Source organism: Pacificibacter marinus (genome assembly GCF_018860505.1).
Classification (GTDB): domain Bacteria; phylum Pseudomonadota; class Alphaproteobacteria; order Rhodobacterales; family Rhodobacteraceae; genus Celeribacter; species Celeribacter marinus_B.
In genome coordinates, this window is sequence record NZ_JAHKPU010000018.1 from 106,784 (window position 1) to 128,385 (window position 21,602).

Sequence of the window (21,602 nt, forward strand, 5' to 3'; positions counted from 1 at the left end):
CGCCTCTCTCATCGATAGGGAGGACATATGCTTGATATTTTAAGTCCGGGCGCATTGGCGGCCCTAATTGGCTGTGCTGGAGGCATAGGACTTGGCTTGGCAGCGCGGCTTGGGCGCTTTTGCTCTATGGGCGCGATCGAGGACGCCTTATATCAAGCCTCATATATCCGTGCGCGCCAATGGGGTGTGGCGATTGGCGTGGCAATCATCGGTGTTTTCACCCTTATCGGGCTTTTTGGCTTTGACCCAACGGCGTCCCATTTCTTAGCATTGCGATGGTCCCCTGCTGCGTCCATTCTGGGCGGATTGATGTTCGGTTACGGCATGGCACTGGCCGGAAACTGCGGATTTGGTGCCTTGGCGCGTCTTGGCGGCGGCGACCTGCGCAATTTCGTCATCGTGATCGTCATGGGGCTGTTCAGTTATATGACGTTGAACGGGCCACTGGCAGAGCTGCGCGTTGTCTTATTTCCACCTGCGCCCGCGCAAAACCCTGCTGGCATTGCGCACTGGCTCAATAGGCACGACGTGCCTTTGGTGCCTGCAGGACTGAGCATCGGCCTTACGATTCTTATCCTCACGCTGAGTTCGAAATCATTCTTGTCTGACCGAAAATCAATTCTGTGGGGCGGCATTGTCGGCTTGGCAATCACCTCTGGCTGGGCGGGCAGCGCTTGGCTGTCACATCTTACGTTTGAGGCCGTGCCCCTTGCGTCCCATTCCTTTGCCGCGCCTATTGGCGATGCCCTGTTTTTTCTGATGATGTCATCGGCCACGACGCCAAGCTTTGGCATTGGGTCTGTGGCAGGTGTATTGATCGGTGCGGCCATTGGATCACTGATCAAAGGCCATTTCAGATGGGAAGCCTGCGATGACCCACGCGAATTGAAACGCCAAATTGGCGGCGCTGCTTTGATGGGCGTCGGCGCGGTTTTGGCCTTTGGTTGCACCATCGGGCAGGGCATTTCAGCCATGTCAGTGCTGGCTTTTTCGGCCCCCATCACACTGGTGGCCATTATCGCAGGTGCTGCATTGGGCCTGCGTCAACTCATTTACGGCTTTTCACCTGTCAAATGATCAGCGCCGTATAAGTACCTGAAGATCAGCGACATTCGTGCCCGTCGCGCCTATTTTCAACAGATCACCCGTCGCTTCAAGCCCATGATAGCTGTCGTTGCGTGCCAAGATATCATCAAGATCAACACCCGCCGATTTGAGCCGAGCAAGCGTTGATCCATCCACGAGCCCCCCAGCTGCGTCCGTTGGACCATCGCGCCCGTCTGTACCGCCAGACAAGAACACATAGTCGTCAAGCCCGCGCTCACCAGCAAGCTTTGCCACACGCAGCGCCAATTCCTGATTGCGCCCGCCAAGCCCGCGGCCAGCGATTTTTACGGTTGTCTCGCCGCCGAACAGAAAAATGCCAGGCTCGGTTGCACAGTCTAACATCACATGGGCTGCGGCATCCACGTCGCCCTCAAGAGGCGTAGGAAACAGGTGAACCCCCTGCCCCACACCACCGCAAGCGCGCGCCATAGCCGCGACAGACCGTGCGTTCGATCCAATCAAAATGGTTTCACTGTCAGGCAATGGTCCAAGGTCTGGCTCGACTTGCAACAAATGTTTGCGCACAGATTCAGGCAGGCGATTCCACACCTGCAAAGACTTCAAAGCTGCGACAGCATCCGCCCGTGTTCCAATTGGTGACACAGATGGGCCAGAGGCAATGGCACGCAAATCGTCATCCACCACATCAGATAAAACCAAAGTGGTGACAAACGATGGGCTAGCCGCACGCAAAAGTCCGCCACCTTTAAGACGCGACAGCTGCTGGCGGATCAAATTCATCGTGACGATATCAGCCCCAGACGCGAGTAAAAGCGCGTTCACGGCAGCTTTGTCTTCTAAACTGACGCCCATCACAGGCGCAGGCAACAAAGCAGACCCACCACCCGAAATCAAAGCGATCACATCGCCTTGGGCCATGCTCAGTACGCTTTCAACCCGCTGGGCGGCACGTGCACCTTCAACATCAGGGACAGGATGTGCGGCCCCACGAACTTCAGCGCCATCAAGGGGGGCCGCGTTCTCGTAATTGGTCACGACCAAAACCGTTTCGGCTCGGACATGCTTCATAGCAGCCTGCGCCATCGTGCGCGCAGCTTTACCTACGGCGACAATCGTTGGGCGGGTGAATGTGCTGCCTTTCAAAGCCTCTTCGACAGCGCTGGCTGGGTCGGCTTCATCAACCCCCGCCATAAACACTTTAAAAGCACGTTCACGCATTTCAGAAAAATTCAGGGGTGTCGTCGGGACGTTCATATCAATCTGCATACCTTAATTATCACATGCAAGAGCACGCGCGTCCAGCCGCTTGCAAGACAACGAGACAAGGGTCAGTTTAAACCCATGACACATGATATGAATACATCACATCCCGTAGACCTTGCACAGTTTTTAAACACGGCTTGGTCTGCCTTGGCTCCACAGATCGTTGCAGACAAACGCAAAGCGCAAGTCGTGACACTGTCCACCGTCGGCCAAGGTGGCGCCCCCGCAGCGCGCAGTGTCGTTTTGCGTGCCAATGACAGGTCACGTGCATCTGTTGATATATTCACGGATGCCGCCACCCCCAAATGCGCTGAAATTACCAATGATCCCCGTGCGGCTCTCACCCTGTGGCACGCGGATTTTCAACTGCAACTGCGTTTGTCCGGCACGATAGAAATCATTGAGGGCACGCAAGCGCATGCCGCTTGGTCTAGCCTGCCCGATCTGGCCTTACCCAATTATGGCGTGTCTCCGTCCCCTGGATCAAACATCCCAACACCCACATCCTATACGCGCCAGCCTGATCAGGCCCGTTTCGCAATCCTGCGCATGACATTGTTCGACATGGATGTGGTGTCTTTGGCTGCGCCTATTCACATCCGTGCGTTCTATGAGCGCCGTGATGGATGGCGCGGCCTATGGCGCGTGCCGTAAACCCCCACCGCGCCTTGACCGTCAACAAATCAAAAAGCGCCCTGAAACCAACGCTGCAATAACGGTTTAGCTGACAAAATGCGCCCTGAATAAAAAACGAGTACGTTAATACGCAATGCTTGACCAACTTAGGAGAAAATGATGGGGATATGGGGATGCGAGGCTATGCCCGACCTTTGTCAAACCTCTTATTAATAAGGGCAAAGGGAATTTACTGGAAAGTAAATGGTGCGGTCGAGAAGACTCGAACTTCCACGGGTGTTACCCCACAGCGACCTCAACGCTGCGCGTCTACCAATTCCGCCACGACCGCACAGTCTTGACTTGGTGAGGCGTATCTAACGAAGGTGCGAATGGATGGAAAGGCCAAAAATGATCTTTGTCAGAAAAAAATGACACACCTATGACGCTGCCAAATGTCATCGTCTTTTCGAACGGATGTGATTTTAAGAAACTCTTTTTGTCCAACGTATTTGGGCCATACCTGCGTGCTTGCACACAACTACCAAGACATCCGCGAAACGTGACGGCGCGAAAGCTGCGATCAAGACCTCGGATGGGCGTGACATTTATGTGCTGCGCGCCTATGTCCCTGCACTCAAGGAGGCAGGGCTTTTGCTCTGAGACACTATGGTTGAATGGAAAATATCAGACGGGTTGACCGATTACGACACAGCCTTGGCCGAAATGGAATCGCGTGCGGCTGCGATTGCCAAGGGCGAAGCGGACGAGCTAATTTGGCTGGTCGAACACCCGCCTTTGTACACAGCCGGCACATCCGCCAAGATCGAAGACCTCGTGCAACCGGATCGCTTCCCTGTTTATGACACGCGGCGCGGCGGGCAATATACCTATCACGGCCCAGGGCAACGGGTCGCTTATGCGATGCTTGACCTGAACAAACGCGGGCGCGATGTGCGCAAATTTGTGCACAACATGGAGACTTGGGTGATCGCCGCTTTGGCGGAATTCAACATCAAAGGTGAAATTCGCGAGGGGCGTGTCGGCGTTTGGGTTGAACGCGATGACAAACCGCTGACCGTTACGGGCAAAAAGGCTGAAGACAAAGTGGCCGCTATCGGGTTGCGCATTCGCAAATGGGTGTCATTTCACGGGTTGTCGATCAATGTTGAACCCGACTTGTCGCATTTCGAAGGCATCGTGCCATGTGGCATCACGGAATATGGCGTGACGTCTTTGGTGGATTTGGGCCTGCCGATCACCATGGATGACGTGGATATAGCCCTGCGCCGTGCCTTTGACGATGTATTTGAAAATGTGCCCGACTTGCAGTAAAAACGTAAGATAACCACCACAACTGTAACGGTTTGTTCACAAAAAACGCGCAAGAACGACGACAAACACCCTCCCTGCGACAATCTCGAACTCGCATCTTAAGATACAAGCGATATTGTCTACACAACCAGAAACGACTCACGTTGGAGATTCCGATGACTAAGATGTTTGCACTCACTGCCGCTGCCCTTTTGGCCGCAACATCCGCCTATGCAGGCGATGCTGTCAAAGGCGAAAAAGATATGAAAAAATGCAAAGCCTGTCACACAGTCGCAAATGGCGATGAAGTGATTTTCAAAGGCGGCAAAACCGGTCCGAACCTTTACGGCGTGATCGGGCGTACAGCTGGAACAGAAGAAAGCTTTACAAAATACGGTGACGACTTGGTTGCGGTCGGTGCGGCAGGTCTGGTTTGGACCGAAGAGCTTTTGGTTGAATATGTGCAAGATCCAAAAAAATTCTTGAGCGCGCAGCTTGATACGGCGGCAAAATCCAAAATGTCGTTCAAACTCAAAGACGCCTCAGACGTTGCCGCTTACCTTGCGTCCGTTGGACCCGCTGTCGAAGAGATGCCAGTGGAAGACATGCCAACAGAAGATGCGGCCCCTGCCGAGTAAGAAGGCCTCACACGGATAGATTTTGAAACGCTGCCCTTCGGGGCGGCGTTTTTTTATGGCGCATCGATTCCCCGAATGCTTGCTCATAGCGCTATGTCGCCCAAGACACCACGGCACAAACCACCAGATCACAGCCCTCTATCGAAAGCCATGCCCCTCGTAACACGCGTCGAATCCCCGTGAGCCGGCAGTCGGTATCAAAATTCAAGCCACATGAGACACTTTTTCACCCCATGGGGCGCGTTGACACATTGCCCCAGCGATATATTGCCTTTAAGACCATACGCAATTCCGTGTGGTGACTCTGTTTTGTTGCAGCGCGGATTAACGCATAGCTTAAGCATAAATCGGGAGGACCGCATGGCAGACGCAGCCATTCACGGCCACGAACATGAAGACAACCGCGACTTCTTTACGCGCTGGTTCATGTCAACGAACCACAAGGATATCGGCATCCTTTACCTCATCACCGCTGCGGTGGTGGGCTTTATCTCTGTCGCCCTTACAGTTTACATGCGCCTTGAGCTCATGGAACCGGGTGTTCAATTCATGTGCCTTGATGAGGCCGGCAACGCAGCCGCGCGCCTGATCTCTGGCTTTGGTGGCGACGAATGTGCACCAAACGGGCACCTTTGGAACGTTATGATCACCTACCACGGTGTTTTGATGATGTTCTTTGTGGTTATTCCAGCGCTCTTTGGCGGTTTCGGTAACTACTTTATGCCGCTGCAAATCGGCGCGCCAGACATGGCCTTCCCACGCTTGAACAACCTGTCTTACTGGATGTACGTTTGTGGTGTGGCTTTGGGCATCGCGTCCTTGTTCGCCCCTGGCGGCAATGGTCAAGCGGGTTCAGGCGTTGGTTGGGTTCTCTACCCACCATTGTCCACCTCTGAAGCAGGTTATTCCATGGATCTTGCGATCTTTGCTGTCCACGTTTCAGGTGCTTCGTCCATCCTTGGCGCGATCAACATGATCACGACATTCATGAACATGCGCACACCGGGCATGACATTGTTCAAGGTTCCACTGTTTGCTTGGTCGATCTTTGTGACTTCTTGGTTGATCCTTTTGTCTTTGCCAGTTTTGGCGGGCGCGATCACCATGCTGCTGACAGACCGCAACTTTGGCACATCCTTCTTCCAACCTGGCGGCGGCGGCGACCCGATTTTGTACCAACACATCCTGTGGTTCTTCGGACACCCAGAAGTGTACATCATCATTCTGCCCGGCTTTGGCTTGATCTCTCACATCATCGCGACATTCTCTCGCAAACCCGTGTTCGGCTACTTGCCGATGGTTTGGGCGTTGATCGCGATTGGTGGACTTGGCTTCGTCGTGTGGGCGCACCACATGTACACAGTCGGCATGTCGCTCAGCCAACAGACATACTTCATGATGGCAACGATGGTTATCGCTGTGCCAACAGGGGTGAAAATCTTCTCTTGGATCGCCACAATGTGGGGCGGGTCGATCGAATTCAAAGCACCTATGGTTTGGGCTTTTGGCTTCCTCTTCCTCTTCACCGTTGGCGGTGTGACAGGCATCATCTTGTCCCAAGCGGGCGTGGACCGTGCTTATCATGACACCTACTACGTTGTGGCACACTTCCACTACGTTATGTCCTTGGGTGCGATCTTCTCGATCTTTGCCGGTATCTACTTCTACTTCGGTAAAATGTCGGGCCGTCACTACCCTGAATGGGCCGCACATGTTCACTTCTGGATGATGTTCATCGGCGCGAACTTGACCTTCTTCCCACAACACTTCTTGGGTCGCCAAGGTATGCCACGTCGCTACATCGATTACCCAGAAGCCTTCTCGCTTTGGAATAAAGTCTCCTCTTATGGTGCTTTCTTGTCCTTCGCGTCATTCATCTTCTTTATCGGTATCGTGATCTACTCCCTCAAATGGGGCAAACGCGTCACCGAAAACAATTACTGGAATGAATACGCGGATACACTCGAATGGACCCTACCGTGCCCACCACCTGAGCACACATTTGAGACCCTGCCAAAACAAGAAGACTGGGACAAAGCGCCTGCGCACTAATCCCATGACAGTCTAAACAAAGGCCCCGCAACTTGCGGGGCCTTTTGCATTTCTAGAATATGCTTCACTGTTCAAATACAAATCTATTCATGCTCGGTCACGCAGCCCCCGTGATCCCCTAAACTGCTCAGCACATAACAGTCTCCAGTCGTCCCCTGCCCTGTGCAACCGTCCGATATCCGCTGCAACTCTTGTTCCAGCCTTTGCAATCGCGCGATCTTGTCTTTCACCAATTGTCGTTGCGCACGCGCCAATTCACCTGCCTCTGCACAAGACCTATCGGGGTGCTCTTGCAACGCGATCAGGCTTGAAATTCCGTCTAACGAGAACCCCAATTGGCGGGCATGCTTTACGAAAGCGAGCCGTTCCAAATCACTATCCCTATAGCGCCGCTGATTGCCAGCTGTACGCTCGGCCTCTTTCAAAATCCCAATTTCTTCGTAATAGCGAATGGTTGGGACTTTGACGCCGGAGCGTCTGGACAGCATTCCAATGGAGAGCATAAAAACCTCTTGAACCTCTAGTCACTAGAGAGATTAGATATATTGCAGACCAAAGAAAAGGACGACTCACATGTCTGCATGTTGCGACAACACCGCCAAATTTGATGGGCTATCAAAAGATTACAAACGCCGCCTCTGGGCCGTCGTAGCCATAAATGCTGTGATGTTCGGTGTTGAAATGTGCGCAGGGAAAGCTGCCGGATCACAAGCCTTACAAGCCGATGCTTTGGATTTTCTGGCAGATGCCGCCACATATGGGCTATCTTTGGCGGTGATCGGTGCGGCAATCTCGATGCGCGCTTGGGCTGCTTTTGCCAAAGGGATCAGCCTATTATTGATGGGGATTTGGGTGTTCTCTATGACGGCCTATCAATTCCTTTTCTTAGAAGTGCCCGTGGCCCCGCTGATGGGAAGTGTCGGTTTTTTAGCGCTCGCAGCCAATCTGGTCAGCGTTATGCTTTTGGTGAAATACAAAGACGGCGATGCCAATGTGCGCTCAGTCTGGCTTTGCTCGCGCAACGACGCCATCGGTAATGTCGCAGTGATGGTCGCCGCTTTGGCCGTTTGGATCACCCAAACCGCATGGCCTGATTTGGTCGTCGCCCTGTTGATGGCAGGGCTATTTCTATCATCTGCTTGGCAAATTTTGCATCAATCAGTCGCAGAACTGCGACAGCACAAGCATAGCTAAAACCTGCACAGGGCCCCACAACGATGTGGGGCTTTTCATTCAGGATAAAACCGATACAACCATAAGTAACACGAGGAACGTCGAAAACAGTTATGCTCACACCATTTGGCACCAATATTTGGATCGCAAAAGGGCCAATTCTGTCCACGGCAGGGTTTAAATACCCCACACGCTGCGCCATTGTCCGGCTTAGTGACGGAAACTTGGTGATTTGGTCGCCAGTCACTTTAACGTCGGACCTAAAAGAAGCCATAGATGCCCTTGGTCCCGTCAAAGCCTTGGTTGCACCAAATTCTTTTCATCACTTGTTCTTCAAAGATTGGGCCCTCGCCTACCCAGAGGCAAAGTGTTTTGCCGCTCCGCGTCTTGAGAAAAAACGCGCAGACGTTCATTTCGATGCGACCCTGACCGATACCCCTGATGTGATTTGGACAGGCGAGCTGGCGCAGGTGATTGTGCGCGGCAATATGTTGACCGACGAAGTGGTGTTTTTTCACAAGGCCAGCGGCACTGTGTTGTTTACCGATATTTTGCAGCAGTTCGACAAAGGTTGGTTTACCGGATGGCGCGCCATCGTCGCGCGATTGGATTTTTTGGAAGGCACCGAACCCCAAGTCCCGCGCAAATTTCGCTTGGCGTTTCGCGATTACGACGCGGCCAGGGGCGCTGTGAAAACCATCCTTGGTTGGCCCGCCTCACAAGTGCTTATGGCTCATGGTCGCCCAGTGACCAAAGACGCAAACCGCTATTTGAAACGCGCTTTTGCTTGGCTTATGCCCTAGGCAGAACAGTGGACAAAATCAAATGCCTTATGAATGGACACCAGATCACCAAACGCTCAGGACTTTGCCTGTTCAAACCACAGCCGAGCCATTGATACGTTTGGATATTTGGCCACATCGCTCCATGCCAAACAAGGGGTTCAAAGCCGCCATTTGGTTAATGTTTCTAGCAGGGTGCCTGCCAGTGCTCGCGTTTATCGGCACAGCGGCGTTTTGGGTATTATTGGCGGGCTTGCTGATTACATTAGCGGCCCTATGGACGGCTTTGCGCCTTTCTGACCGCGAACATTTACGCGAAGAACTGTTGATCTGGCCTGACAAAGTGGAATTGACCCATTGGACAGCAAAAGGCCTGCGCCAAGAGTGGCAAGCCAATCCCTATTGGATCAAGCTGCACTTGCGTGCAGAGGGCGGTCCCGTCGAACACTATTTGACCCTATACAGCAGCACCACAGACAACGGACGCGCCGTCGAATTGGCCGCCTTTTTATCACCAGAAGAACGCCAAACCCTGTACCAAAATTTGGCCTTTGTCTTTGGGCAGCTTAAGACGAGATAAGGCAAAACTAATCCATAAGGGGTTAGGCCGCCGCAGACTGTTTACAGGGAACCATCGACATTTCTGCCAGTTCACCTGCCGTTAAATGATCAAACATTTGGCGAGACAGCCCCTCCAAACTTTGAGCCGTGTCGGCATCTATTTTAGCCAAATACGCCATTTCAGCAGCGTGACGAGTTTCAAGCAAAGATGAAATCAAACGTGTTGTCACAGAATCCTCCCAAATCAAATGCAGGGCCAAATCGTAAGCCCCAATTCAACTGAAAGTGACCGAGACATCTTAAAAAACCGCAAATATAGAAACGATGTTTTGCTCACGGGTAAAATGCAAAAGACCGCCGAAGCTGCGGCGGCCTTATTAATATGACTTTATTTTGCACATAACCCGTGCAAATTCTAAGAATTAAGCCAATTTTTCTTTCACACGGGGACCAACAGCACCAAAGTCAATCTGACCTGTGTACTTGCTTTTCAACGCGCCCATCACCTTGCCCATGTCGCGGATCGACTCAGCGCCAGAGGCGGAAATCGCATCATCGATGGCTTGTGAGACCTCATCGTCGCTCAATTGGCGCGGCAAGAAATCACCGATCACGACGATCTCGGCGCGTTCTTTTTCGGCCATTTCAATGCGGCCGCCTTCGTCAAATGCACGGGCGCTTTCTTTGCGCTGTTTGACCATTTTCTCAAGAATACCAAGGACATCTGCATCAGAGACCCCTGCATCATTGCCTTCACCACGCAGCGCGATATCGCGATCTTTTATCGCAGCGCTGATCAACCGCAATGTTGACAGGCGTGCTGCATCTTTATCTTTCATAGCCGTCTTTAAAGCCGTGCTAAGTCGCGTTCGTATATCCATTGGTGTCTCATCCCCTGAGCCATTGCAAGTCCTCACACTATCCAAAAGAGCCGCAATTAACAACATCTTAACTAAAGGCGTAACTCATTGAAAAATATAGACAACAGAAACTTCACGTAAAATTGCAACACGCGCTTGACGCCCCCCGCCGCTTTCCTTAGTTTCCCGACAATTTTGGGCCTTTTAAGGGGAGTCGTGCCATGACCACCGTACACTCAACTGCGAAACCGACAGCATGCTTGGCGCTTGCGGACGGCACTATTTTCTACGGCAAAGGGTTTGGGGCCACAGGCACCACCACCGCCGAGTTGTGTTTCAACACCGCCATGACCGGCTATCAAGAAATCATGACAGACCCGTCTTACGCAGGACAAGTCGTGACTTTTACGTTTCCACACATCGGCAACACCGGCGTGAACGCGGAAGATGACGAAACATCCGATCCTGTCGCCGCAGGCATGGTGGTCAAATGGGACCCCACAGACCCATCGAATTGGCGCACAGAAAACGAGCTGAGCCCATGGTTGTCTGCACGCGGACGTATCGGCATGGGCGGCATTGACACCCGCCGGCTGACCCGTGCGATCCGCCAACAAGGTGCACCGCATGTCGCCATGGCCCACGATCCTGAAGGCAACTTTGACATCGCTGCACTGGTACAAATGGCGCGAGATTTCAAAGGGCTTGAAGGCACAGATTTGGCCAAAGACGTGACCTGCAAACAATCCTATGTTTGGGATGAAATGCGGTGGGCATGGCCTGATGGATACCCCAAACGCGCCAGCAAAGGCTTTAAGGTCGTTGCCATCGATTTTGGTGCCAAACGCAACATCCTGCGCTGTCTTGCCTCAGCAGGTTGCGACGTCACTGTCCTACCAGCCACTGCCACGGCAGAAGAGGTGCTTGCACACGCGCCAGACGGCGTTTTCTTGTCCAATGGCCCCGGCGACCCTGCAGCGACCGGCGTCTATGCCGTTCCGATGATCAAAGCTGTCTTGGCCGCCGATATTCCTGTGTTTGGCATCTGTCTTGGTCACCAAATGCTGGCATTGGCGCTTGGGGCGAAAACCGTCAAGATGAATCACGGCCACCACGGTGCAAACCACCCTGTAAAAGACAAAGACACAGGCAAGGTGGAAATTACATCAATGAACCACGGTTTTGCTGTGGATGCGCAAACCCTGCCCGCAGGTGTTGTCGAAACGCATATATCTTTGTTTGATGGATCCAACTGTGGCATCAAAGTTTCTGGAAAACCTGTATTTTCAGTTCAGTACCACCCAGAGGCCTCCCCTGGTCCGATGGACAGCTACTACCTGTTTGAACGCTTTGCAGAGGCCATGACAGCCCGCGCGGCAGCTTAAACCACTGACTATATTTCGATGAAGCCGGCTTTCTAAGTCGGCTTTTTTCGTAAAACATGCGAAACGATCCATATCTATCGCAGTTTAGGCCCCATCTTCTCACCAAACATGGTTAACAATTAACGGGCCATTAACCATCTTACGCCATCCTACCATAGGGACAAAATCCCTTGCTTGGACTGGATTTTTGGTGGGACATGACGCGACTGCGGCACGGTATATTTAAAGATTCTCCCTTTAGGGGCGCGAGCTCACAGGCCTCTCGGGCCTCAAACAACGCCAGCCGAACACCAATCGGGCAAATGCTTGTCGACATAGGCGCGCTGACCCCGCAAGATTTGGTCCGCGCCACTGCGATGCGACAACGCCATGATGCGCGGATCGGCGATATTTTGTTGGCGCATGGCATGGTGAACGAGACGACATTATACGCCGTTTTAGCCAAGCAATATGGTGCAGAGGTTGCGAATTTTGACGCCTATGCAGCAGATGTGCGCCTGATAGATACGTTCGGGGCCGACGCGTGCCTGCGTCAGGGGGTGCTGCCTTGGCGCCGCGTGGGCTCAACCGTGCTTATCGCATCTTGCCGTCCCGAACAGTTCGAAGACATGCGCCCCCGCCTGACCGCTCTGTTTGGGCCTGTTCGCATGGCAGTGGCCTCAGAAACGACGATGCATGACGCTTTGATGCAATCGCGTCAACGCAAGCTTGCAAAGGCAGCAGAGACACGCGTCGCCGCACATGAAAGCTGTCGCGAGCTGGATATTGCCCGCCTCACCCGTGTGTTGTCGGCTATCGGTTTTGTCATCATCGCCACGACAATCGCCTTTCCACATGCGATGTTTTTTGCGCTGGTGTGCTGGGCTATTTTGGTTCTTGTCGTTACCTCTGTCTTGAAATTAGCGGCCGCTGTTGCACAGGCGCGTTTGTCGCAAAAACGCCAATCTACCTTTAGCACGATACGGCGCGTGCAAAAATTACCCACCGTGTCGGTGATGGTGCCGCTGTTTCATGAACGCGAGATTGCAGGACGGCTGGTCAAGCGTCTGTCAAAGCTGACCTATCCGCGCGAACTTTTGGACATTTGCCTTGTGGTTGAAGAAGATGACACCATCACCCAAGACGCCGTTGCACGCACAGACCTGCCTCGTTGGATGCGCATGATTGTTGTGCCCCGTGGCGGCGTCAAAACCAAACCGCGGGCGTTGAATTTTGCACTCGACTTTTGTCGTGGGACCATCATTGGCATCTATGACGCAGAAGACGCGCCCGAGCGGGACCAAATCCACAAAGTGGCGCATCATTTTGCCCAAGCGCCCCCCGATGTGGCCTGCGTGCAAGGCATTCTGGATTTTTACAACGCCCGCACCAACTGGCTTGCGCGGTGTTTTACCGTTGAATATGCCTCTTGGTTTCGCATCATTTTACCTGGGTATGAACGCCTTGGGTTGGTCGTGCCTTTGGGCGGGACAACTTTGTTTTTCCGTCGTGAAGCCATTGAAAAACTTGGCGGTTGGGATGCTCATAATGTGACAGAGGATGCCGATTTGGGCATTCGGTTGGCCCGCCATGGCTATCGCACTGAGCTGATTCGGACTGTCACCGACGAAGAAGCCAATTGCCGATTGTGGCCGTGGGTCAAACAGCGATCACGCTGGCTCAAAGGCTATGCGATGACCTGGGCGATGCATATGCGCAATCCGCGCAAACTTTTGGCGGACTTGGGCTGGTGGAAATTCTTTGGCGTACAGGTTTTGTTCTTTGGGGCTTTGTCCAATTTCTTACTTGCGCCGCTGTTGTGGTCGTTTTGGTCTATGCCACTCGGTCTGCACCACCCCTTGCAAGACGTCGTGCCCAATGGAATTTTTTTGGCATTGGGCGCTTTGTTTTTAATGTCAGAAGTGATCACCGTTGCGATTGGCATGCTGGCCACCTCAACGCCGAAACACAAAGGGCTTTGGAAATGGGTACCCACATTGCATTTCTACTATCCTCTGGGCACTCTGGCCGCGATCAAGGGACTGTGGGAAGTGGTCACACGACCATATTATTGGGATAAAACGGCACATGGTTTGCATGATCTGATTGCCGATCCAGATAACGAAAACAGCATCACACCCCAAGCTGAACAAAAGCCGAAAAGGCGTGCCCAAGATGTAGACCGCAAAGCCGGCGACCAATTGAGTGTTGAAGCTTTTGCCGAGACACAAAGCGTACAAACCCCTTCGGATGCAACGGTTCTACACTATAATGCGCCATTGGTTTTAAAGGCCTGCAACCGTGTTGCCATAGGGGATGTGCCATATAAATTAACGCAGGCCAATCGCGTTGATCCGCCATCCTTCAAACACGCGTCAGGGTTTCGTGAGCCCCGCGCAGATTTTGACACTCTGCCAACGGCAAGGCCTAGGCAGCGACGCCTGACATTTGGATTGAATTTAGCCTATGATGCGAAAGACATCGTGCCAGTGTCAATGTCAGCGCAAAACGACGCAGGTTTCACTGGCGCGCACAGTGATCTGTCACCTGTATGCCCAGCGCCAAAGCGCCATGCCTCAGACACATCGGCACATGAAAACCAATTCGCCACCGGCCAGCATATTATGCCAAAATTGCTGCAAAATGTACCGCACCCAGTCGCGGATAACACACACATGGCGCCCGACATGGCGCATGCGGCGGCGTTTTTAGACATACCCGAGTGATTGCCCTTTTCGCCCCGTCAAAAACACCATCGTTTAAAACGCGCAATCAACGGCCTTAGCCCAAAGCGGAAATGAATTTCTTAACGCTCTGTTTCCGCATCTATTTTAAGGCGCGTCACAAAGGCCTTGGAAATATGATTGCTCAAAGCGGCATGAGCGGCATTGCCATCGCCAGCTTCAATCGCGGATACGATTTGATTGTGTTCATCGATGGCTTCTTCCCCACGACCTTCGACAGCCAAAGAGGTCGTCGCCAAAAGCGCCATGGAGCGGTGCACCAAATCCAACTGCTTGACCAAATAGCGATTGTGCGACGCCAAATGAATCTGTTTGTGAAACCGTCTGTTCGCCTTTGAAAGCGCATCAGGATCAGCGACCAAAGCGCGATCTTCATCGACCATATCACGCAGAACACGGATTTCTTCTGGCGTGGCATGGCGCGCGGCCAGTCGAGCCGCCAAACCTTCAAGTTCGGTGCGCACCACGTAAAGATCAGCCATTTGATTGTGATCCAAGGAGGCCACAATCAAGGACCGCCCATCGCGGGTGAGCATTGATTGGGTTTCCAAGCGTTGCAGCGCCTCACGAATAGGCGTGCGCGACACACCAAAGCGTTCGGCAAGCTCGCTTTCAACCAAGCGATCGCCAGGGCGATAAATACCTGTATCGATGGCTTCCAAGATCAAACTATAGGCGTCTTTTTGTCCGACGGCCTGTCCAGAGATCTGGCCTGAAGCGTGATCTTTATGTGCATCTTTCATCGGCGTCCCCTTTACCGTACGAGGCTGCACCATAAACAGGCCCGTTGCGATGGTTCAAGCTTTAACAGGCTAAAGGGGCTTGTTTGATCCAAACCTCAGGCCTAACAAGGTGCCATGGTCCAAAAACAATTCTCTCATGTGCGCACGTGGATCTTTGATCTCGACAACACGCTTTACCCGCCTGCAACCTCGTTGTTTCCGCAAATCGAGATCAAGATGACGGCGTTTATGATGCAAACTCTTGGCGTTTCCCACGCTGAAGCGAGCGCCCTGCGCACCTCATATTGGCGTGATCATGGCACCACATTGGCAGGGCTGATGAAACTGCACGGCGTACAGCCCTATCCCTACTTGGAAGATGTGCATGACATTGATTTCACTATACTTGATCCTGCCCCGAAGCTGCGCAAAGCGATTGAGGCGCTCCCAGGGCGCAAGATCATTTTCACAAACGGCACCGCGCCCTATGCAGGCGATGTGTTAGAGGCACGTGGGCTATCTGGTGTGTTCGATGCCACTTATGGTGTTGAACACGCAAACTTTGAGCCAAAACCAAATGCTGATGCATATACGCGTATCATTGAACAAGACGGGCTTGATCCCACCGAAGCCGCGATGTTCGAAGATGACCCTCGGAATCTAGAAGTGCCGCATACTTTAGGCATGAAAACCGTCCACGTCGCCCCCCAAAATGAGATCACGGATCGGGCGTATGTTCACCATCATACGGATGATTTGGCGCATTTTTTAGTTAGCACCCAATAAAGCCGATGATCGACATGCGTATGCGCCACAAGCTTTGCTGCTTTGTGGGCATGTAAGTTCTGTATCGCCAAGGTCTGAGGTTGTCATGCGACACCCCGCCACCCTGAAGTGCTGACAGTCCTTCGTTAAAAGCTGACTTTGAAATACATCATTGACGGAGAGTCAGAATGACACACGCACAGGCCACCCCTTCGACAGACACTGAACACCATGATGAGAAATATATCGCAACACCGCGTCAAGTTGCTTTGACGCTGACGATCATCACCCTCCTTGGTGCAGTTATTGCTGGAGCCATCGCGCTGTTTGGCTGGCCTGTTCTGGGTCTCGTGGCCTTGGCCTGTGTGCCAATCGTCTTTGTCTGTTTGATTCTTTTGACCGTCGGCAAATAGAACTTTCCTCTGACATCGCCCTGAGACAGGCTGCCGCTTGGACATTGCATGGATTTGCGCCTATCACTTGGGCTCAGACTTGCACTTACGCCAAGACTTGCAACATTTGCGCCACCATGCGCGAAGGAACAGCCTCATGACTCAAGCGTCTCAAAAACCAAACCGCCCCAAAGTCGATGTGCTTGTTGTTGGCGGGGGCATTTCAGGCATGATTGCAGCGGCGGCTTTTGGCGCATCTGGGTTTAAAACCTTGATGATTGACCCTGTTCCGCCTGTGATCGTAGGCGATGGGGTCGGCTCTGATTTACGCTCGACCGCGTTTTTACGCCCTGCCCGCGATCTGTTTGAAAAGATAGGCGTTTGGGACCAGCTTGCCCCCCATGCCACACCGCTTGAGGGTCTGCGCATTGTCGACACCATCGATGGTCCGGATGGGCCTGTGTTGCGCAACGAGCGTCAATTTGAAGGGCGTGAGACAGCCGACGAACCCTTTGGGTGGAACTTTCTCAACTGGCACATGCGGCGCGAATTGATGCGCATTTTGCCGAACATCCCACAAACAGAAATCCGCTATGGCGTTGGGTTCAAATCCATGTTGACCCGCACGGGGTCTGCCATTGTCACATTGACGGACGGCGCGTCGGTTGAGGCGAAATTGGTTGTGGCCGCCGACGGGCGCGACTCGTCGGTGCGCACAGCCGCAGGGATCGGTGTGTCCACCACGCGCTATGGGCAAAAATCGCTGGCCTTTACAGCCTTTCACGACTTGCCACACAGCAATCTATCGACCGAGATTTACCGCGACGGTGGCCCTTTCACCATGGTGCCGCTGAAAGACATAGACGGCAGGCCAGCGTCCGCCATCGTGTGGATGAACAAGGGCCCTAAGGCGATTGAGCTTTTGAAGATGGATACACCCGCCTTTAACGCAGAAATGACGGATCGCTCTGCGGGGCTTTACGGCAATCTTGAACTGGCCTCACAGCGCGGGGTCTTTCCCATTATCACCCAAGTGGCGGATAAACTGTCTGCGCAGCGTGTGGCGATTATCGCAGAGGCTGCGCATGTGCTGCCGCCTATTGGCGCGCAAGGTTTGAACACATCGCTGAACGATCTGGCTGAACTGTTGACGCTGTGCGAGGCCAATGGCGACGATATAGGTCATACTGCGATGCTTGACGCCTATGCGCGCAGCCGACACCGCGACATCACCGCCCGCGCCCGCGTCGTTGATTTGTTTAACCGTGTGGTGCAATCCGAAGACAGCATTTTGCAATCTGTGCGCCTGCTGGGTCTTAAGGCCGTTCATGACATCAAGCCTGTGCGAATGGGCGTCATGCGTGCAGGGCTTGAACCACTTTAAGGCCAACGCCTCGCCAAAGCTCATGCTTGAAACGCGACGGGATGCTATCATATTCAGCCTATTCAGCCAGAACAGTCGCGTGTTTGCGCAAAAGTCACGCTTTTCCCACGACATGCAGCAGGATCCGCAAGCCGCTAGACAAATTAACACTTTTAGCCTTAACCTTCCTCCTTAGGCGCGTGGTGCTGCGCAAAGGGTCTCGATAGAAGACCTGTAGCCCATAGATAAGCGTCACCTTGAGGCAGCGGGTGTCAAAACCCAAGACATACAGGCAAAGCATATGGCAACCGAAGAGATCCTCGTGATGGGCTCGTCCCTTCTCGACAACGTTTCTGTCAGTACAAACCACGGCGGCCAAAATGGCGGCCGTATAATGATCAAGAACGGTGACACCGATTTTGATACAGACGATGTCATCGTCATTACTGTGGAAAACGTCTACAATGGTGAGGTGACAGGTCAAAGCAAGGTCGTCGGCATCATCGTCTACGATTCTCCCACCGACTATGTAAACGGCACGGTGAAATACACCTATGAGCCTATGAACCCTGGACAATCAGCCACGATTCAAAGCGATCTTTCAGGGCTGGGTGATACATATTTGCGCTTTAACGCAAACGTGCTGGTCTCTTCTGATGGAGGCCCAAGTTTAAACAACGTATTGATTGCACCAGGGCAAGACCTCACGGACCTGCGCCCGATCATCCAGATCGATCATGAAACCGACGTGGATTATGATGGCGATGGCGTGATCGATAGGGTTGGCGACGGCAACTTTAACGTCGACAACAACGTCTTTGCCGAAGATATCATCGGGGCTGCCGTATGCTTGACCCGTGGCACGTTGATCGACACTCCAAATGGCCCCAAATACATCGAGACCTTGAAAACGGGCGACATGGTCAACACGCTCGACAACGGCCCACAAGCCATTCGCTGGATCGGCGCCCGCACCATGCCCGCGCAAGCCGCGTTGGCCCCCGTTCTGATCAAAGCCGGCGCCATGGGCAATCTGCGTGACCTCAAAGTGTCGCAAAATCACCGCATGTTGGTGCGCGGCCCCCAAGCGCAAATCCTGTTCGGTGAACGTGATGTTCTGGTCGCCGCCAAACATCTGGTCAACGACGATAAAATCCGCATCGTGAGTGGTGGCACGGTCGACTATTTCCACATGCTGTTTGACACACACCAGATCATCTTCGCCGAAAGTTGCCCCACAGAAAGCCTGTTTCCGGGGCAAGAGGCGCTTGATGCCGTGTCTGGTGACGCACGCGCAGAGATTTTAACCATCTTCCCCGAACTGAGTGACGACACCAGCACAGCACAATTGTCGCGCTATGAGTTGAAATCATGGGAAGCAGAAGCTCTTAAACGCGCTGTTTAACCTATATTACTGACAACGGCCGGCGGGCATAGGCCTTGCCCCCCGCCCTGCCATATCTTAGAACGCGGATGAACCTGATTTACCGGAGCCCGCGTCATGCTTGACACCATTCAATACACAAGTCCAAAGCCCAAAGTGATTGCGGGTGCAAAACACGACTGGGAACTGGTCATCGGTCTTGAAATTCACGCACAGGTGCAAAGCAACGCCAAGCTGTTTTCGGGCGCCTCTACGCAATTCGGTGCAGAGCCCAACTCGAACGTGGCTTTCGTTGACAGCGCCATGCCCGGCATGCTGCCTGTGATCAACGAATACTGTGTCGAACAAGCGGTGCGTACAGGTCTTGGCCTGAAAGCCAAAATCAACCTGTTCTCTGCCTTTGATCGCAAGAACTATTTTTATCCTGATTTGCCCCAAGGGTACCAAATTTCGCAACTCTATCATCCCATCGTGGGCGAAGGCGAAGTTCTGGTCGATATGGAACCCGGTGTGGCACGCAAAGTGCGCATCGAGCGCATTCACTTGGAACAAGACGCGGGCAAATCCATTCACGATATGGACCCGACGATGTCTTTCGTCGACCTCAACCGCACCGGTGTTGCATTGATGGAAATCGTGTCCTTCCCTGACATTCGTGGCCCTGAAGAAGCGGCGGCCTATGTTTTGAAACTGCGCCAAATCCTGCGGTATTTGGGCACTTGTGATGGCAACATGCAAAACGGCTCTATGCGCGCGGATGTGAACGTCTCTGTTTGCCGTGTGGGCCAGTACGAGAAATTTGCAGAAACAGGTGATTTTAGTCACTTGGGCACGCGTTGTGAGTTGAAAAACATGAACTCCACCCGCTTCATCCAAGCTGCGATCGACTATGAGGCGCGCCGCCAAATCGCCATCATCGAAGACGGTGGAGAGATCAAGCAGGAAACACGCCTGTACGACGCGGACAAGAACGAAACCCGCTCTATGCGCTCTAAAGAAGAAGCGCACGATTACCGTTATTTCCCTGATCCTGATCTGTTGCCTTTGGAAATCGAACAGGCTTGGGTGGATGACATCCAAGCCAGCTTGCCTGAATTGCCAGACGAGAAAAAAGCCCGTTTTGTGATCGAATTTGGCCTGTCCGAATATGACGCATCGGTTTTGACCGCTGACACTGCCAATGCCGCATACTTTGAACGCGTGGCAGAGGGCACGGACGGCAAACTGGCCGCCAATTGGGTGATCAACGAATTGTTTGGCCGCTTGAAAAAAGACGACAGAGACATTGCAGACAGCCCTGTGTCAGCAGAACAACTTGGCGGCGTGGTCAAATTGATCAAATCCGGCGACATCTCTGGCAAAATCGCCAAAGACCTGTTCGAAATCGTCTACACCGAGGGCGGCGACCCAGCGAAAATCGTGGAAGAGCGCGGCATGAAACAGGTCACGGATATGGGCGCGATTGAAGCGGCTGTAGACGCAGCCATCGCAGCCAACCCCGCGCAGGTGGAAAAAGCCAAACAAAACCCCAAACTCGTTGGGTTCTTTGTGGGTCAGGTGATGAAAGCCTCCGGCGGCAAAGCCAACCCTGCGGCGGTGAACGAATTGGTTGTGAAAAAGCTTGGGCTTTAACCAAATCCGAGCTTTACGATCATGAAAAAACTGAAAAACGGGGTGCTCATTTGAGGCCCCGTTTTTTTAACGCGTTACCAGAATTTTGAGACCATTTGCAAAAACGCAAACCTTTTCATGCGACACGCCCTCCATTAAGGTCGCACAAAGCCAGCCAAGAACGGAGCCTTTCCATGTCAGCCTATGAGTACCGCGTTATCCCTGCCCCACGTCGTGGTGAAAAAGCCAAGGGGGTCAAAACTCCTGAAGCTCGTATGGCACAGGCTATGGAAACCCGCCTGAACGCCCTTGGTGAAGAGGGCTGGGAATATCTGCGCTCTGATGTTGTGCCCATGGAAGAACGTGCAGGGCTAACCTCCAAATCCGTAAGCTATCACACCGTATTGATTTTCCGCCGCGACGCTGATTACGGCATATTCACGGAAGAAAACAAAGGCTTCGGCACCTTTGCCCAAGAGGACGCCGACGCGCTGGCCGCAGCCGAGGAAGCCGAAGCTTTGGCGGATGAAGCCACAGCAGAGGCCGCAACACAAACGGAAGCCAACGACAACGGCGATCAAGACGACGCAGAACGCGCCTAGATCACATTAGACGTCCAAATCAAGTGCCAGCGCATGAATGCGCGGCACGATATCGCCAAGCGCCTTGTGCACGGCACGATGACGCGCCACACGCGACAGCCCGTCGAAGGCGGCAGAGCGGATCAAAACGTTGAAATGCGTTTCGCCATCGCCACCAGGATTGCCCGAATGTCCCGCATGCGAGGCACTGTCATCGACCACTTCCAAGCGTGTCGGCGAAAAAGCGTCGGTCAATCGTGATTTCATGTCATCTGAGATCGACATTTAGGCTTTCTCCTCTTTCCAAATTCTCCATATCGTCTATGGTCTTTTGCCTGAGTCTAGAAGGT

At 53.1% G+C, this 21,602-nt stretch carries 23 protein-coding genes and 1 tRNA gene; 17 read left to right on the forward strand and 7 right to left on the reverse strand.

Annotation, left to right across the window (positions count from 1 at the left end):
• Nucleotides 1-27 precede the first annotated feature (27 nt).
• Entirely contained in the window at nt 28-1,077 is a 1,050-nt protein-coding gene (locus KO503_RS04500) for a YeeE/YedE family protein (RefSeq protein ID WP_215990371.1), read from the forward strand.
• Here the strand turns inward: KO503_RS04500 and KO503_RS04505 are convergent, their stop codons facing one another.
• Complete coding sequence (locus KO503_RS04505) at nt 1,078-2,322, reverse strand: glycerate kinase type-2 family protein (RefSeq protein ID WP_215990372.1); 1,245 nt, start codon at nt 2,320-2,322, stop codon at nt 1,078-1,080.
• A 99-nt stretch (nt 2,323-2,421) separates the two neighbouring features.
• Between KO503_RS04505 and KO503_RS04510 the strand changes: the two genes are divergently transcribed.
• The gene (locus KO503_RS04510) at nt 2,422-2,985 is read left to right on the forward strand and encodes a pyridoxamine 5'-phosphate oxidase family protein (RefSeq protein WP_215990373.1); all 564 of its coding nucleotides are present in this window, start codon (nt 2,422-2,424) and stop codon (nt 2,983-2,985) included.
• A 226-nt stretch (nt 2,986-3,211) separates the two neighbouring features.
• On the opposite strand, the gene KO503_RS04515 is transcribed toward KO503_RS04510, so the two are convergent.
• A tRNA-Leu gene (locus tag KO503_RS04515) sits at nt 3,212-3,298 on the reverse strand.
• A gap of 179 nt (nt 3,299-3,477) precedes the next feature.
• On the opposite strand from KO503_RS04515, the gene KO503_RS17885 reads away from it, so the two are divergent.
• The 4 genes from KO503_RS17885 (at nt 3,478) to KO503_RS04530 (ending at nt 6,950) form a co-directional block, all read left to right on the forward strand.
• A complete protein-coding gene (locus KO503_RS17885; protein WP_290122910.1) occupies nt 3,478-3,609 on the forward strand; it encodes a hypothetical protein in 132 nt (43 codons plus the stop codon).
• Nucleotides 3,610-3,615: 6 nt separating this feature from the next.
• Nucleotides 3,616-4,281 carry a lipoyl(octanoyl) transferase LipB gene (gene lipB / locus KO503_RS04520; protein ID WP_215990374.1) on the forward strand — a complete coding sequence of 222 codons (666 nt, stop codon included), beginning with the start codon at nt 3,616-3,618 and terminating at the stop codon, nt 4,279-4,281.
• A 155-nt stretch (nt 4,282-4,436) separates the two neighbouring features.
• Entirely contained in the window at nt 4,437-4,898 is a 462-nt protein-coding gene (locus tag KO503_RS04525) for a c-type cytochrome (protein WP_215990375.1), read from the forward strand.
• Between the two features lie 360 nt (nt 4,899-5,258).
• A complete protein-coding gene (locus KO503_RS04530; protein WP_215990376.1) occupies nt 5,259-6,950 on the forward strand; it encodes a cytochrome c oxidase subunit I in 1,692 nt (563 codons plus the stop codon).
• An 83-nt stretch (nt 6,951-7,033) separates the two neighbouring features.
• Here KO503_RS04530 and KO503_RS04535 read toward each other — a convergent pair whose 3' ends face one another.
• Nucleotides 7,034-7,453 (reverse strand): MerR family transcriptional regulator, encoded by a 420-nt coding sequence (locus tag KO503_RS04535; protein WP_215990377.1) that lies wholly within the window; start codon nt 7,451-7,453, stop codon nt 7,034-7,036.
• 70 nt (nt 7,454-7,523) lie between these two features.
• Between KO503_RS04535 and KO503_RS04540 the strand changes: the two genes are divergently transcribed.
• From KO503_RS04540 to KO503_RS04550, 3 genes are all read left to right on the forward strand, one after another.
• Nucleotides 7,524-8,144 carry a cation transporter gene (locus KO503_RS04540; RefSeq protein ID WP_215990378.1) on the forward strand — a complete coding sequence of 207 codons (621 nt, stop codon included), beginning with the start codon at nt 7,524-7,526 and terminating at the stop codon, nt 8,142-8,144.
• Nucleotides 8,145-8,236: 92 nt separating this feature from the next.
• Nucleotides 8,237-8,926 (forward strand): DUF4336 domain-containing protein, encoded by a 690-nt coding sequence (locus KO503_RS04545; protein ID WP_215990379.1) that lies wholly within the window; start codon nt 8,237-8,239, stop codon nt 8,924-8,926.
• Between the two features lie 22 nt (nt 8,927-8,948).
• Nucleotides 8,949-9,485 (forward strand): DUF2244 domain-containing protein, encoded by a 537-nt coding sequence (locus tag KO503_RS04550; protein WP_215990380.1) that lies wholly within the window; start codon nt 8,949-8,951, stop codon nt 9,483-9,485.
• A gap of 22 nt (nt 9,486-9,507) precedes the next feature.
• Here KO503_RS04550 and KO503_RS04555 read toward each other — a convergent pair whose 3' ends face one another.
• A complete protein-coding gene (locus KO503_RS04555) occupies nt 9,508-9,696 on the reverse strand; it encodes a hypothetical protein (RefSeq protein ID WP_215990381.1) in 189 nt (62 codons plus the stop codon).
• Between the two features lie 192 nt (nt 9,697-9,888).
• Nucleotides 9,889-10,347, reverse strand: a complete 459-nt coding sequence (locus KO503_RS04560) for a GatB/YqeY domain-containing protein (RefSeq protein WP_215990382.1) — start codon at nt 10,345-10,347, stop codon at nt 9,889-9,891.
• A 200-nt stretch (nt 10,348-10,547) separates the two neighbouring features.
• Between KO503_RS04560 and carA the strand changes: the two genes are divergently transcribed.
• Both carA and KO503_RS04570 read left to right on the forward strand, forming a co-directional pair.
• Nucleotides 10,548-11,711, forward strand: a complete 1,164-nt coding sequence (gene carA / locus KO503_RS04565; RefSeq protein ID WP_215990383.1) for a glutamine-hydrolyzing carbamoyl-phosphate synthase small subunit — start codon at nt 10,548-10,550, stop codon at nt 11,709-11,711.
• Between the two features lie 302 nt (nt 11,712-12,013).
• Nucleotides 12,014-14,416: a glycosyltransferase family 2 protein gene (locus KO503_RS04570; protein ID WP_215990384.1), complete on the forward strand. Its 2,403-nt coding sequence runs from the start codon at nt 12,014-12,016 to the stop codon at nt 14,414-14,416.
• Between the two features lie 80 nt (nt 14,417-14,496).
• On the opposite strand, the gene KO503_RS04575 is transcribed toward KO503_RS04570, so the two are convergent.
• A complete protein-coding gene (locus KO503_RS04575) occupies nt 14,497-15,177 on the reverse strand; it encodes a GntR family transcriptional regulator (RefSeq protein WP_215990385.1) in 681 nt (226 codons plus the stop codon).
• Between the two features lie 114 nt (nt 15,178-15,291).
• On the opposite strand from KO503_RS04575, the gene KO503_RS04580 reads away from it, so the two are divergent.
• From KO503_RS04580 to KO503_RS04605, 6 genes are all read left to right on the forward strand, one after another.
• Entirely contained in the window at nt 15,292-15,942 is a 651-nt protein-coding gene (locus KO503_RS04580; RefSeq protein WP_215990386.1) for a pyrimidine 5'-nucleotidase, read from the forward strand.
• A gap of 167 nt (nt 15,943-16,109) precedes the next feature.
• Nucleotides 16,110-16,334 carry a hypothetical protein gene (locus KO503_RS04585; RefSeq protein ID WP_215990387.1) on the forward strand — a complete coding sequence of 75 codons (225 nt, stop codon included), beginning with the start codon at nt 16,110-16,112 and terminating at the stop codon, nt 16,332-16,334.
• Between the two features lie 136 nt (nt 16,335-16,470).
• Nucleotides 16,471-17,697: an FAD-dependent monooxygenase gene (locus KO503_RS04590; RefSeq protein WP_215990388.1), complete on the forward strand. Its 1,227-nt coding sequence runs from the start codon at nt 16,471-16,473 to the stop codon at nt 17,695-17,697.
• Between the two features lie 280 nt (nt 17,698-17,977).
• Nucleotides 17,978-19,081: a Hint domain-containing protein gene (locus KO503_RS04595; protein WP_215990389.1), complete on the forward strand. Its 1,104-nt coding sequence runs from the start codon at nt 17,978-17,980 to the stop codon at nt 19,079-19,081.
• Nucleotides 19,082-19,177: 96 nt separating this feature from the next.
• The gene (gene gatB / locus KO503_RS04600; protein WP_215990390.1) at nt 19,178-20,692 is read left to right on the forward strand and encodes an Asp-tRNA(Asn)/Glu-tRNA(Gln) amidotransferase subunit GatB; all 1,515 of its coding nucleotides are present in this window, start codon (nt 19,178-19,180) and stop codon (nt 20,690-20,692) included.
• A gap of 173 nt (nt 20,693-20,865) precedes the next feature.
• Nucleotides 20,866-21,273, forward strand: a complete 408-nt coding sequence (locus tag KO503_RS04605; protein ID WP_215990391.1) for a DUF4177 domain-containing protein — start codon at nt 20,866-20,868, stop codon at nt 21,271-21,273.
• A gap of 6 nt (nt 21,274-21,279) precedes the next feature.
• Here KO503_RS04605 and KO503_RS04610 read toward each other — a convergent pair whose 3' ends face one another.
• Nucleotides 21,280-21,537: a BolA family protein gene (locus tag KO503_RS04610; RefSeq protein WP_215943429.1), complete on the reverse strand. Its 258-nt coding sequence runs from the start codon at nt 21,535-21,537 to the stop codon at nt 21,280-21,282.
• Nucleotides 21,538-21,602: the final 65 nt, after the last annotated feature.

Coding starts and splice junctions, on each gene's coding strand:
- KO503_RS04500 (WP_215990371.1), top strand. CDS start 28: ATGCTTGATATTTTAAGTCCGGGCGCATTGGCGGCCCTAATTGGCTGT.
- KO503_RS04505 (WP_215990372.1), bottom strand. CDS start 2,322: ATGAACGTCCCGACGACACCCCTGAATTTTTCTGAAATGCGTGAACGT.
- KO503_RS04510 (WP_215990373.1), top strand. CDS start 2,422: ATGAATACATCACATCCCGTAGACCTTGCACAGTTTTTAAACACGGCT.
- lipB (WP_215990374.1), top strand. CDS start 3,616: ATGGTTGAATGGAAAATATCAGACGGGTTGACCGATTACGACACAGCC.
- KO503_RS04525 (WP_215990375.1), top strand. CDS start 4,437: ATGACTAAGATGTTTGCACTCACTGCCGCTGCCCTTTTGGCCGCAACA.
- KO503_RS04530 (WP_215990376.1), top strand. CDS start 5,259: ATGGCAGACGCAGCCATTCACGGCCACGAACATGAAGACAACCGCGAC.
- KO503_RS04535 (WP_215990377.1), bottom strand. CDS start 7,453: ATGCTCTCCATTGGAATGCTGTCCAGACGCTCCGGCGTCAAAGTCCCA.
- KO503_RS04540 (WP_215990378.1), top strand. CDS start 7,524: ATGTCTGCATGTTGCGACAACACCGCCAAATTTGATGGGCTATCAAAA.
- KO503_RS04545 (WP_215990379.1), top strand. CDS start 8,237: ATGCTCACACCATTTGGCACCAATATTTGGATCGCAAAAGGGCCAATT.
- KO503_RS04550 (WP_215990380.1), top strand. CDS start 8,949: ATGCCTTATGAATGGACACCAGATCACCAAACGCTCAGGACTTTGCCT.
- KO503_RS04560 (WP_215990382.1), bottom strand. CDS start 10,347: ATGGATATACGAACGCGACTTAGCACGGCTTTAAAGACGGCTATGAAA.
- carA (WP_215990383.1), top strand. CDS start 10,548: ATGACCACCGTACACTCAACTGCGAAACCGACAGCATGCTTGGCGCTT.
- KO503_RS04570 (WP_215990384.1), top strand. CDS start 12,014: ATGCTTGTCGACATAGGCGCGCTGACCCCGCAAGATTTGGTCCGCGCC.
- KO503_RS04575 (WP_215990385.1), bottom strand. CDS start 15,177: ATGAAAGATGCACATAAAGATCACGCTTCAGGCCAGATCTCTGGACAG.
- KO503_RS04580 (WP_215990386.1), top strand. CDS start 15,292: ATGGTCCAAAAACAATTCTCTCATGTGCGCACGTGGATCTTTGATCTC.
- KO503_RS04585 (WP_215990387.1), top strand. CDS start 16,110: ATGACACACGCACAGGCCACCCCTTCGACAGACACTGAACACCATGAT.
- KO503_RS04590 (WP_215990388.1), top strand. CDS start 16,471: ATGACTCAAGCGTCTCAAAAACCAAACCGCCCCAAAGTCGATGTGCTT.
- KO503_RS04595 (WP_215990389.1), top strand. CDS start 17,978: ATGGCAACCGAAGAGATCCTCGTGATGGGCTCGTCCCTTCTCGACAAC.
- gatB (WP_215990390.1), top strand. CDS start 19,178: ATGCTTGACACCATTCAATACACAAGTCCAAAGCCCAAAGTGATTGCG.
- KO503_RS04605 (WP_215990391.1), top strand. CDS start 20,866: ATGTCAGCCTATGAGTACCGCGTTATCCCTGCCCCACGTCGTGGTGAA.
- KO503_RS04610 (WP_215943429.1), bottom strand. CDS start 21,537: ATGTCGATCTCAGATGACATGAAATCACGATTGACCGACGCTTTTTCG.